Source organism: Alistipes sp. Marseille-P2263 (assembly GCF_018101075.1).
Lineage (GTDB): Bacteria > Bacteroidota > Bacteroidia > Bacteroidales > Rikenellaceae > Alistipes > Alistipes dispar.
Map to the genome: position 1 here is coordinate 66,195 of NZ_JAGQEJ010000003.1, position 12,058 is coordinate 78,252.

Annotated in this window: 14 protein-coding genes; all 14 read left to right on the plus strand. The window is 54.4% G+C overall.

All coding sequences use genetic code 11. The features are described 5' to 3' along the window. Nucleotides 1–7: 7 nt before the first annotated feature. The 14 genes from KB554_RS04935 to KB554_RS05000 all read left to right on the plus strand — a co-directional run bounded on the left by KB554_RS04935 (nucleotide 8) and on the right by KB554_RS05000 (nucleotide 12,037). Nucleotides 8–610 carry an RNA polymerase sigma factor gene (locus KB554_RS04935; RefSeq protein WP_004322848.1) on the plus strand — a complete coding sequence of 201 codons (603 nt, stop codon included), beginning with the start codon at nucleotides 8–10 and terminating at the stop codon, nucleotides 608–610. Continuing rightward, nucleotides 588–1,205 (plus strand): hypothetical protein, encoded by a 618-nt coding sequence (locus KB554_RS04940; RefSeq protein WP_008672745.1) that lies wholly within the window; start codon nucleotides 588–590, stop codon nucleotides 1,203–1,205. Before KB554_RS04935 ends, KB554_RS04940 begins: the two co-directional genes overlap by 23 nt. Beyond that, entirely contained in the window at nucleotides 1,202–2,557 is a 1,356-nt protein-coding gene (locus KB554_RS04945; protein ID WP_004293560.1) for a DnaB-like helicase C-terminal domain-containing protein, read from the plus strand. The genes KB554_RS04940 and KB554_RS04945 overlap by 4 nt, the downstream gene beginning before the upstream one ends. A 634-nt stretch (nucleotides 2,558–3,191) precedes the next feature. Then, a complete protein-coding gene (locus KB554_RS04950; protein WP_004293559.1) occupies nucleotides 3,192–4,232 on the plus strand; it encodes a toprim domain-containing protein in 1,041 nt (346 codons plus the stop codon). Next, nucleotides 4,229–5,986 (plus strand): PHP domain-containing protein, encoded by a 1,758-nt coding sequence (locus tag KB554_RS04955; protein ID WP_004293558.1) that lies wholly within the window; start codon nucleotides 4,229–4,231, stop codon nucleotides 5,984–5,986. Before KB554_RS04950 ends, KB554_RS04955 begins: the two co-directional genes overlap by 4 nt. After that, nucleotides 5,952–6,719, plus strand: a complete 768-nt coding sequence (locus KB554_RS04960; RefSeq protein WP_004293557.1) for a site-specific DNA-methyltransferase — start codon at nucleotides 5,952–5,954, stop codon at nucleotides 6,717–6,719. The genes KB554_RS04955 and KB554_RS04960 overlap by 35 nt, the downstream gene beginning before the upstream one ends. After that, on the plus strand, nucleotides 6,712–7,254 hold the full coding sequence (locus KB554_RS04965; RefSeq protein ID WP_004293556.1) for an HNH endonuclease: 543 nt from the start codon (nucleotides 6,712–6,714) through the stop codon (nucleotides 7,252–7,254). The genes KB554_RS04960 and KB554_RS04965 overlap by 8 nt, the downstream gene beginning before the upstream one ends. After that, entirely contained in the window at nucleotides 7,254–7,790 is a 537-nt protein-coding gene (locus tag KB554_RS04970) for an NUMOD4 domain-containing protein (RefSeq protein WP_004293555.1), read from the plus strand. Before KB554_RS04965 ends, KB554_RS04970 begins: the two co-directional genes overlap by 1 nt. A gap of 72 nt (nucleotides 7,791–7,862) precedes the next feature. Beyond that, entirely contained in the window at nucleotides 7,863–9,971 is a 2,109-nt protein-coding gene (locus tag KB554_RS04975) for a DNA polymerase III subunit alpha (protein ID WP_004293554.1), read from the plus strand. A gap of 6 nt (nucleotides 9,972–9,977) precedes the next feature. Further along, a complete protein-coding gene (locus KB554_RS04980; RefSeq protein WP_004293553.1) occupies nucleotides 9,978–10,745 on the plus strand; it encodes a 3'-5' exonuclease in 768 nt (255 codons plus the stop codon). Beyond that, nucleotides 10,742–11,104 carry a hypothetical protein gene (locus KB554_RS04985; protein WP_004293552.1) on the plus strand — a complete coding sequence of 121 codons (363 nt, stop codon included), beginning with the start codon at nucleotides 10,742–10,744 and terminating at the stop codon, nucleotides 11,102–11,104. The genes KB554_RS04980 and KB554_RS04985 overlap by 4 nt, the downstream gene beginning before the upstream one ends. Next, on the plus strand, nucleotides 11,073–11,594 hold the full coding sequence (locus KB554_RS04990) for a hypothetical protein (RefSeq protein ID WP_004293551.1): 522 nt from the start codon (nucleotides 11,073–11,075) through the stop codon (nucleotides 11,592–11,594). Before KB554_RS04985 ends, KB554_RS04990 begins: the two co-directional genes overlap by 32 nt. Next, nucleotides 11,575–11,733 carry a hypothetical protein gene (locus KB554_RS04995; protein ID WP_008672755.1) on the plus strand — a complete coding sequence of 53 codons (159 nt, stop codon included), beginning with the start codon at nucleotides 11,575–11,577 and terminating at the stop codon, nucleotides 11,731–11,733. Before KB554_RS04990 ends, KB554_RS04995 begins: the two co-directional genes overlap by 20 nt. Before the next feature lie 4 nt (nucleotides 11,734–11,737). After that, the gene (locus KB554_RS05000) at nucleotides 11,738–12,037 is read left to right on the plus strand and encodes a hypothetical protein (RefSeq protein ID WP_004293550.1); all 300 of its coding nucleotides are present in this window, start codon (nucleotides 11,738–11,740) and stop codon (nucleotides 12,035–12,037) included. Nucleotides 12,038–12,058 lie beyond the last annotated feature (21 nt).

Consider the following 12,058-nt stretch of genomic DNA (forward strand, 5'->3'; position numbering starts at 1 on the left):
GAAAGATGTGTTTATTGCGGTTCTCCAGCCTGAAGACGAATCCGCGAGACAGAGGGCGGAACTTCTCAGAAAATATGTGATGCCGCACAAGAATCTGATATACAGCATTTGTATCAAATATACCTATAACCAGGAGGACATCGAGGACAACTACCTCGAGGCGTTGGCCAACTTCTTCAAGTATATGGACAGTTATGACCCGGCCCGTCCGGTAAAGACCTGGATCTATGCCGTGACCAAACGGCTTGTGGCGGACCTGAACAACCGCAACAGGAACCGCATGCCCCCGGACGACAATATCGACATTTCGGAAATATCCTCTTCGCTGTCGGATGAGGACGAACCGTCGGGAAACAGCATGGGGATGGACAACTACCGCGAGTTCTATAACGATGACATCCTCTGGGCACTGGACCGGCTCAAACCGATTTACCGGGAAGCCCTGCTCTTGCAGCAGGCTGGTTACAAACTCGGGGAAATCATGGAAATCACCTATAACAACGGTACTTTGCAGACCAGGAACGTAGAAACGGTAAAAAGCCGCATCTTCCTAGCCAAGACGCAGCTGCGCAAACTATTGACACGCGATGGAGAGAAAAGAATGGATTGACGGATGCCGGAGGCTCTTTACACGGCTGGTCCGCACCACGGTGTGGGCGGATTTTGTGTTCCCTACCGGCGGCAAGTCGGACAGGCAACTCGGGATGTGTTTCGACGGCTTGTGCCGGGAGGTCGTCTCCGTCAGTGCGGAACGCCTGTCCGACTTCTGTATCTGCCAGACATATGCCATTTCCGGATATGATACCGCGTATCGCAGGAAATGGAACGTCTCCCATTCATTCGGAAAGAAAGCCATCGGCCGCTATCTCCGCTCGGGAAAGGAACGCCGCTACCGGGAGGACCGGTGGCTGAAGAGTTTCGGGCTGTCACGGCATGATTTGGCGCGGGCAGTGGAAGACCGCCGCAGCCATCCGTTCGGGCGTTTTATTTATCCGGAATACGAGGAGACGACCAAGCGGCGACTGCTCTCCACCGAAGCGGGATATCTCGTCTGTGCGCTCTCCACGCTGATGTGGACGCCTTTCTCCCCGTCATGCTCAAAATGTGCGAAAGCGGAGCCATGCCGCAGAAGGACACAGGCGCGCTATCCGGAACTGTACCGTATCCGCTGTGAGGCGTGGCGGAAAAAGGAGGCGAAGCCATGAGTGCCGTCAATCCGCTCAGTGCCGAGTTCCTGTATGAACTCTATGCCACGGCGCTCAGACAGGAACCGTTGTGTGCTGTCCTAGCCCGGCATATGCGTAAGGAATACCTGCCGGACCGTTCGTTCCAGCAGGTACAGGAGGCGATAGCCGTACACTTCAAGACATACAAGACACCGCCGTCGTATGCCGTGCTGGCACAGACCTTCCATGAGGATTACGACGCCATCGAGCTGATAGACACTTTCCGGGAGTATGACGAGGGACAGAGTGCCGAGGTGATGACCGACATGCTGGAGTCCTACATCAAGGGGGTCCGGTTGCAGTCGGTCTATGCGGAGGTCGGAAAACTGTATAACGAGAACAAACAGGACAAGGCGGAGAAGACTCTTCGGGAATATGCCGAGTGGCTGGCAGGGTTCACGCTGAAGAGTTCCTCGTTCGTCGATGTGGCCGCGACTTTCAAGGAGCGTTTCGAGAGGAACCGCCGGCGCGAGGAGGAAGAGGAACGCTCGGCCGCCCCTCGTGTGTCCCGCTTCTACATCCCGTATCTGGATGCGCTCAATGCCGGACGTAACCTGCGAGGTCAGCTGACCTGTTTCCTGGCCAGCACAGGCGTGGGAAAGTCGCACATCGCCAAATGGATCGGTGTCAGGGCGGACATCGATGACGGGCTGCATGTGCTGCATTTCCAGCTGGAAGGTTCGGAAGAAGAGGCGTTGAACGCCTATTCCGGCGGACTGATTTCCAGGAACGCCTACTATTACGAGCGGGGAAAGATTTCGGATACGGAGATGAGACATCTGGAAAAACTGGTCGCCTCGTATGCCGGAAGCATCACGGTGCGCAGTTACCCGCGTTTCAATGCCCAGGTCTCGACACTCGACATCAAGAACGGCATTTCGGAATACAGGAAGCTCAAAGGATATAATCCGGACATCGTGATTGTGGATTCGATGGACTTGCTGACGGATGCCAACCGCCGTTCATGGGGAGCCGACCATGAACGGGCGAAGCGTATCGCGGTGGCTAATGACCTGAAGGACCTGGCGGCGGACGAAAAGGTATGGATGGTGGTGACTTACCAGTCTACCATCGAAGACCGGGAGTGGCTGAATGACGAGCGGAACGTGCTGACCGAGTACAACTGTTCGGAGGCCAAAGGTCTGGCCCGCCCGTGCACGCACCTTGTTTCGCTCAACCAGTCATCGGCTGAAAGAAAGGAGAACGTTATGCGCCTGCACGTGGCCAAAAGCCGGTTCTTCAAGAAAGGAGACACTATCAGGATTGCCACCGACTACGACAATGAGGTGTTCTATGACGGGCAGAGGACACTGAATCTGAACAGGGAATAAAAAGCCATCGATCCGGATGCGGCGTGTCGGTGGCTTTTTGACTTGTAACGACTGGAATGTTGAGAATATATGGCAGCTTACATGCGTAAAACCAATTCCGGACAGATACGATTTTTATTGTATGCCCTTTGTATTCCGCCATATCGTCCGTTCCCCATGTTATCAACAGCAGGTTTTCACATTTCAATTCCTCTGCCGCCTCCAAGGCTTTCAGTTTCCGCTCACGGGTCTTGGCGTTCGAGATATCATACGACCTTTGTTCGAGGAAAGTTCGAATGACCTCGCAAATACAAATCCGTTATTTGTAGTAATTGGAAAACGATACTTTTCATTCAGTATGTTTATTGTACTGCACAAAAAATACGCTTTTTTTATGTAGAGAGTGATCATTTTAGAAAAGTACATCTCTACACCTGATAATCAGCCAATGCTGATTATCAATCTCCTTATTTATATATTGTTTTATCGATTAGACAAAAGCAGTCATTTTTTGTCCAGCCGGGAAGACAATTTCTCTTTTCCTTTGGGTGGAAAGACCTTCCATGATTCTGCCGGTCTATTTTTATTGGGCTAATCCGGATTCTTTTTCCAAACATTTCAAACCAACCTGTAGCGGTCACGACTATACCTTAATATGGAACTGTCGGTACAGGAATATCAATATCTGGTTTCGGAGATAACCCGCGAGACGGGTGCCAAACGGGACGGGAGCGGTAAGAACCTTATCGTTCCGCGCTGCCCGTTCTGCGGAAAGTCGGGCGGTAAGTTCGGTATCTACATCGGCAAGGCGACTGCCCACCGCCGGCCTTTCATGGCCCACTGCTTCTCCTGCGGGGCATCCACCCGTACATTGGAGCAACTTCTGGCGGCTATCGGTCGCATGGACCTGATGGTTTTGCAGACAGCTGACATTGCCGCACCGTTGAACCTGCACCTGCTGGAGAAGGACGAGGCGGAAGAAATAGACGACGAACTGGTGCCGGTCGAATTGCCGGACTTTTACAAGCGCACTTTCCGGCATCCGTATTTGCAGCGGCGCGGCTTCTGTTTCGACGATTACGAGTATTTCCCGGTCGGGATAACCGGCAGGCTCAATCCGCGCTACGCGGACTATGTCGTCTTTCCGGTCATCGATGACTGTACGGTTGTCGGCTATGTCTCCCGCCATACCTGGCCGAAAGAGGATATAGACGCCCACAACCGCAAGACCAGACATAGCGGCGGGTACAAGATCCTGCGTTACCGGAACTCCACGGAAAACGACTTTTCCAGACTCCTTTATAACTACGATGCCGTCCGTATGGATGAAACCGATACGGTCATCCTCGCGGAAGGTATTTTCGATGTCATCGCCCTGACCCGCAGACTCGAACTCTATGACAATTCCCATGTCGCAGCCGTGGCCACTTTCGGAAAGAAAATATCCGATGTACAGATCTACAAGCTGCAATCGAAAGGCGTCAGAACCGTAGTCATCGGTTACGATGGTGATGCCGTCGAGTCGGTAAAGCGGACGGCTGAACGGCTGAAACCCTATTTCGAGGTTTTCATCGCGGACATTGCTGATGCCGCCAAAGACTGGGACGAACTCACGGAAGCGGAAATCTACGGGATTTTCGCCTGCCGCCTGCTGTCCGTCCTTGAATACAAACTCAAAAAAGTACAGGAAAGATGATACAGGAACTTTTCTCATGGCTCGATGCACAACGGATAACCTATATCCCGGTCGATACGGAAGTGGTGGATATTCCCGGCTTCGGGCGGCTTTTCACGGCCGACCTGTCGGGAGTGGAATCCATCTTCCGCGGCGACGGGGACAAGCTCGTGTTCAACCTGATGGAAAGTCCGGATGTGCTGATGGAAGAAGGAATCTTCCATGTGGCCTTCCCGTTCGGCAGGAACTGGTACTACTATGACCTGCGGGAAGAATTCCGTTTCAACCTGCTGAAATATATCGGCCGGCCCAAGCCTCCGGTACATGATGTACCTTTCGTGAACCTCGGCATCCATACCTCCTACGAGCTGCTGAACGCCTGCTGCTCGCCGGAAGATTTGTGCCGCAAGGCGAAATGGCTCGGGCATACGGCTGTCGGCATCTGCGACCGCAATACAATGGCCGCCACGCTGAACCTTCAGAAGGAGTGCGCCAATACCGGGCTGAAACATATATTCGGCTACTCGCTGACAATGATGCACGAAGAAGAACGTGTCGGGCTGAAGATTTATGCCTTGGATAACGAGGGGCTGCATAATCTGCTGCGCATCCAACGGGCCGTCATGGTCGATTCGGAAGACAACACCCTCCGCTATGAACAGCTGCTGATGTATGCCGCAGGTTGTGTGGTGGTTTTCGCCATCCGTTCCGTCTACTGGATGGCCGGACACCCCAAACAGGTGAAGCGTATCCGGAAAGGTGCCGAAGCGGTCTATTACCAGGTCGACGCCAACGAATACAAGGCGGACCGCATCGACAGGGAGCAACTAGAAGCCCTGAAATATTATTTCGGCAACTGTTATGATGCCGACACGGATTCATTTACAGTAGAACCAGTCCTGATTCCGGACTGCTACTACATGGACAAGGACGATGCAGGGTACAGAATCGTGGTGAACAAGATTGCCACGGGAGCCGCCCATGAACAGAGCGATGACCAGTATTTCAAGACAGCGGATGAATTGTATGACACGCTCCGTCCTCTGTTCTCCGGGCAATGGGACTTCGATTCCCTGTTTAGGCGCATGTGCCGTCCCACGGTGGAGATTGCCGGACGTGCGGACGCCTCATTCGAGACCGGGCGAATGTTCATGCCGGAATACCGTATGCGACCGGAAGAGCGGGAACGGTATGGTGACCGCCGTACGATGTTCCTCCGACTGCTTGACGACGGGCTGGACCGGAAAGTGCCGGAACCGGAGCGGGAACGCTATCGGGAACGGCTGGACGAGGAAGTCTATATCATTGAATCGACCGACAATGTGGACTATTTCCTGGTGCAGTGGGATATGGTGCGGGAGGCGCACCGGAGAGGCATCGCAACTGGTATAGGTCGCGGTTCCGCCGGGGGCTCGCTGGTTTCCTACTTGCTTGGCATAACCTCCATCGACCCGCTGAAATACGACCTTATCTTCTCGCGCTTCCTCGTGCCGGAACGCTGCGGGCTCAGCTGGAAAGACGAACTGACGGTGCTTGCCCCGGACATCACACTCGGCAAGGGCGAACGCTATGTGGAGATGGAATCTGAAGGCAAGACTTACCGTCTGTGCACGGATGCCCGGATGCGGGTAATCCGTAACGGAGAAGAGCGGACGATATACGCAGATGAATTGATGTGTGGCGACGAAATCCTTTTTGACCGCCGAGATTGCTTGTGGAACCTAAAGGAACTCGAAACCCATGAATCCGACCTACGAACACCACCGTCCCTATGACGGTTGCGACCTTTACCGGGGCGATGCACTCGATGTGCTGCCCCTGCTGGCTGAAGAAGGCATCACCGCCGACATGGTATTGTCAGACCCTCCATACGGTACGACACACTGCCGGTGGGATGCCGTGATAGACATCCCCGGGATGTGGAATGCCGTACAGGGCATATCCAGGCCCGACACTCCCGTACTGCTGTTCTGCCAGCATCCTTTTACGAGCCTGCTGGGCAGTTCCAATCTCCGCAGGCTGCGGTATGCCTGGGTATGGGAGAAGACGCAGGCGACAGGCTTCCTGAATGCCGGGCGTATGCCGATGAAGGCGCACGAGGACATTCTGGTCTTCTACGACAGGTTGCCGAAGTATCATCCGATCAAGACGGACGGGCACAGGCGCAAGGTCGTGATGGCCGAACACCAGCGGAAATGCGATGCCGGCGAGATATACCGGAAGCACGACAATTTCCGGGATTACATATCCACGGAACGCTATCCGCGCAGCGTGCTGAAGTTCAAGACCGACAAGCAACGCTCCTGCCTGCACGCGACACAGAAACCTGTCGCCCTGCTGGAATACCTGATACGCACCTACACCGATGAAGGGGACATCGTCCTCGACTTTGCGATGGGCAGCGGCAGCACGGCCGTGGCCTGCCGGAATACGGGACGCCGGTTCGTCGGCGTGGAGATAGACCGGGAAATTTTTCAGACAGCACTAAACCGTATAACCCATGGCTGACACCCGGGAAATCTGGGTGGATATCAAGAACTATGAAGGAAAGTACAGGATCAGCAACCTCGGGCGTGTCAAGAGTCTGGAACGGCAGGTTTCGCATGACGGCATTACCTGGATACAACCCGAACGCATTATGTGCCATTGGTGCGGGACGACTTCGCTCTATGACTGTGTCCGGCTCTACAAGGGCGGTGTCGGGAAGAAGTTCTCCGTGCACCGTCTGGTAGCACAGCATTTCCTGCCCGACTGGAATCCGGGACTGGAGGTGAACCATATCGACGGGAACCGCGACAACAACCGTGCGGATAACCTGGAGATGTGTACGCACCAGCGGAATATGGAACATGCCATAGCGGGTGGCCTCAAACGGGATTACGGCGAAAAAAGCGTGAATGCCAAACTGACCAACGGGCAGGCGGAAGAGATACGGGTGAGATATTCTTCCGGCCAGGCTTCCCAGAACAGCCTGGCAAAACAGTACGGCGTCAGCCGCCAGACGGTAAGCGCGATAATACGATACAAGAAATATATACGATAATGGACGAGGAAGAAATTTGGAAAGATATTCATCATTACGAGGGAATTTATCAAGTAAGCTCCTGCGGTAGAATTAGAAGTGTCGGAAGATATGTCCGTAATGCCACATCCCAATATTGGAGGAACGGACAAATCATCAAACCGTGGGTCGGGGGTACATCCCCGTATTACAATGTTTCTTTGGCCTCTGACGGAAAAATATGTAAAAAATTAATCCATAGACTTGTCGCAGAACATTTTCTTGATGATTGGAATGCGGCAAAGGAGGTTAATCATAAGGATGGCAATAAGCACAATAATCGAAGTGACAACCTGGAAATGTGTACCAGGCAAGAAAACGTCATGCATTCTATGGTGCATAAACTCAGGGATGATTATGGAGAGAACAGTGTGAACGCCAAACTGACAAATGAACAAGCGGATCATATCAGGCGGTTACACCGGTCGGGAGTCATGCAAAATGAACTGGCTGAACAATTCAAGGTTTGCAAACAGACGATATGCGATATCGTCCACTATAAAAAGTATAAAAAATGAAAGTGACAAACGTAACAATTAAAAAAGCGAATGAAGCATTCACCGTAATGGATTCGTTCGTGGGGAAAGGACTTGTGGAGGGCGGACATTCCGCCCTCCCGTAAGGCGGATATAGATGTCGACTATGCCTCCGACCGGCGGCAGGAGATCAAGGATTACCTGGAAGAACGGTACAACGCGGACGGCCGCCAGCGTGTCTTTTCCGCCGGCACCTTTACCACGATGAAACTGAAAGCCGCCTTGAAGGACGTGGCACGCGTACACCGCGTGCCTCACTCCATCGTGAACTATATTACCGCCATGATAGATGACGGCACGGACTGGACAGGACTGTTCAGACAGGCTGCCTCCAACAGAAAACTTCGGGACTTTATCCAGACCTATCCGCTGGTCATCGAGGACGTGCAAGGATTGCTCGGACAGCCCAAAGCGGCCTCCATACACGCCTCGGCCATCGTTGTCACACCGGACACGCGGGACGGCAGGCCCGCCGAATGCTTCGATTTCCTGCCGGTCCGCAAGATGGACGGGGCACTGGTATCGGAGTTCGACGGCTATTCGGTCGATGAGATCGGATTGTTGAAGGAGGATGTGCTGGCGACAAAGGAACTTGCCAAACTGAGTGCCGTCATCGCGTTGGTCAACCGGAATTTCGGGCAGGAACTCACCATCGGGCGTATCACGCAGGATATGCTGGAAGACGGGAAGACCTACCGGCTGCTCTCGGACGGTAACACGCAGAATGTGTTCCAGTTCTCTTCACCGGGCATTACCCGGTTTATCCAGGATGTACAGCCGGAGTGTATCGAGGACCTGATCGCCGTCAATGCCCTGTACCGCCCCGCCACGCTCGACATCGGCGCCACCGATGATTATGTCCGTTTCAGGCGTGGCGAGGTGGCCCCGGTCTATAACTACGGCTGTTATGAAGCGACGAAGAACACTTTCGGAATCATGGTCTACCAGGAGCAGTTCATGTCCGTCGCCCATACGCTCGGGGGATTCGACCTCGGGAAGACCGACCTCCTGCGCAAGGCCATAGGAAAGAAGAAAGCCGACCTGATGGCCACGCTGAAGGCGGATTTCATTGCCGGAGCCGTCGGGAACGGATGCCCGGACTATGAGGCGGAGGAAATCTGGCACAAGATAGAGGTGGCCGGGAAATATTCGTTCAACCGCTCCCATGCCGCGGCATACGCCCTTACAGCCTATTGCGGGGCATGGCTCAAGGCCAATTACCCGTCGGCGTTCTATACCGTGGCATTGCAATGGGCGGACGACAAGGAGATTCCTTCGCTGATGGCGGAGATGGAACGCTGCTCGCCGGCCAAGATCGTGCCGCCGGACATCAACCGCTCCGGGACGGAGTTCTTCACCGACTATGCCACCGATGAAATCTTCTGGTCGCTTACCCGAATCAAGCAGGTCGGCCTCAGGACAGTGGAATACATCGTCACGGAACGCGACCGGGGCGGGGCATATACGGGTATCGAGAACTTCATCCACCGCATATTCCGTTACAAGCTCAAGAAATACAGTTACTGGGACGATCCCGACAACGCGGAAGAGGCCGTGAAAGTCCCCGTGAACGCCCGGCATGTCAAGCACATGATCCTTGCCGGATGCTTCGACCGCATCGAAAAAGTCGGGGCGGTTACCGAACGCTGCGCGCTGCTCGAACGCGCCGCACGTGAACTGGGATTCTCCCTTTCCGAAAAGGACTTCCCGCAGGACATGCGCGGGCGGCATTTCTTCTGGTCGCAGCAGCAGATTGCCGTGTCGGGTATCGGCAGCATCGACTACCGCCGCATCTTCGACAATTCGGAAGCCAGCGGGCAGGTCAAGGGAAAAGCCTCCTACCTGACCCTGGACGAGGTGGCACGGGACGAGAATGACGGCAGGCGTGCGGCTGTCTGCGCCACGGTGGTGGATGTAGCCGAGCATACCTACAAGGACAGGGAGACGGGAAGCCGGAAGCGTTTCGCCAGGCTGACACTCTCCCAGAACAACCGCCTGGCGGAGTGCGTGTGCTGGAACGACTATTACATGGAGCACCGCACCGAGATCCAGTCGCTTAAGGACCGGGTGGTCATCCTCACGGCCGTCATCCGTTACAGCGACTACAACGGCTGCAATACATTGCAGACCTATAAGAACTCATTGTTATTCATCCAATCCTGAGAAGATATGGCACCACAGACTGAACAGAAAATATATGTAGGCATCGGGCTGGATTTCGAGACCGGAGGGCTGGACTGCCGTGAATGCGCCTGCACGCAGATCGCCCTGCAGGCCGTCCGTTTCGACACATGGCAGGTATTCGACCGCTACCAGGCGTATATCGCCCCCTACGGGAAACAGGACGCGGGACTTCCCCGGCGCAAGGTGTTGCGTACCCGCCATGAGCAGGCGAAAGGACAGGAATATGTCCCGATGAAGTACGAACAGGCGGCATTGGACTATTCCGCCATTACCATGGAGATGCTGCGCACGCAGGGTATGGACATGAAGAAGGTGGCCGGAGAAGTCATCGCCTTCGCCAAACGCGCCACCCTCTCGAAGGGCAACCAGTGCAAGCCCGTGCTGGTCGGACAGAACATCGCCTTCGACATCGGATTCCTGCAACAGCTGGTGAACTATGCCGGACTGGCCGCCGAGTTTGAAAAGACCTTTTCCGGGAGCAGGGACTATTACGGCAACTTCCAGCCGCACTACATCGACACGCTTGCCTTGGGGCGGCTGGCTTTTGCCGCCGATCCGGAGGTCACCTCGTACAAACTGGAACTGGTAGCCTCAAGGTTGGGCGTGGAACTGGACGATGCCCACGATGCGGCTGCCGACGTGACGGCCACGCTCGACATCCTGGGGGTCTATACCTCCCGTCTGCGCCAGACGGAAGGGACGGCAACCGCCATGCAGAAGAAAGAGAAAACCCGTAAATATTTCAAGATATGAGTATGGACACGAATAAGGAAGCCCCAGGCATTGACCGGGAACGGATTCCCGAGACCATCACATTCCGCACGGCGGACCGGATGACCTACGGGGCGCTGGGCTATGACGGGAACGAACTGATGGCGTTCATATCGGGCTACGACCTGGAAATCAAGTTCAACCTGCGGCTCATCAACTCGCTGGCGGACGCGGAGGCGTGTGCCGATGCGTTGGCCCAGGTATTCTATGACGCATTAATGGAACAATTGTTATGCAACGAAAAGGCGGGTTTTGTAAAACCTCCGGGACACAAACCCGCTACTCTTTCAGAAAAGGAAGGAAGAAACGATGTCAGACAAGATAGCGAACACGCAGGATAGGCCGGAAGAGAAACCGCTCACGGAGCAGGAGCTGCAATTCTGCAACCTCTATGTGAACGGCGGGCTGGAGTATGCCGGACGGCCGAAAAAATGCTTTGTGGAGGTATTCGGTGAGGATACGGTGAAGAATCCGTACGCTTCGGCCAATTACCTGATGAACAAACCGCATGTGCTGGCGCATATCAAGGCGCTGCTCTCCTCGGAACGGTTCGAGATGGAGACGATGGCCGTGAAGCTGCAGGTGGCCGAGACCCTCAAGGCCGTCATGGACGAGACGGCCACTTCGGACTATACCGACCGTTTCGGAGTGCCGCTTTCCCCTGCGCCGCTCAGGGCCGTGTCGGTCAATGCCGCCAAGGCGCTGATGGATATCTTCCCCATCAGGCACAAGGAGGAGAACCGCCTGCGCATCGAGGGCAGTGACGGCAATGTCATCTTCAATGTGATCGTACCCCAAAACCCTATGACAGATGGTGAAAAGGAAACATAAAGTCACCAGGGAAGAAATTGCCTGGTGGATATATCTGGTGATAATGGTCGCGCTGGTCATCTACGGATTCCGGGACAGCGCGGCGGCTGAGGTTCTGATAAGGGCCATCAGGGAGGCATTCTCACTTTTAATGGAATAATGATATGGAACAATTCAAGGAATTTGTAGTGAAGTACTTCAAGATTATCGTCGTGGTACTTTCGTTCTCGCTGACACTGTACATACAGCATGTGAACAACACGGCCCAGATTGCAGAACTGGAGACCAAATGTATCGGTTTGGAAGTGGAAATCAAGAACCAGTATGACCGCATCAACGCCATGAAGCTGGACAAGTCCGTGTTCGAGGCGACCATGATGCAGCTCAACACGGTGCAGAATGACCTGCACGAGATCCGGGCCGACATCCGGGAGCTGCTGAAATGCCAGAACCTGCATAAATAACCCGATTTTTAAACTGCCGGT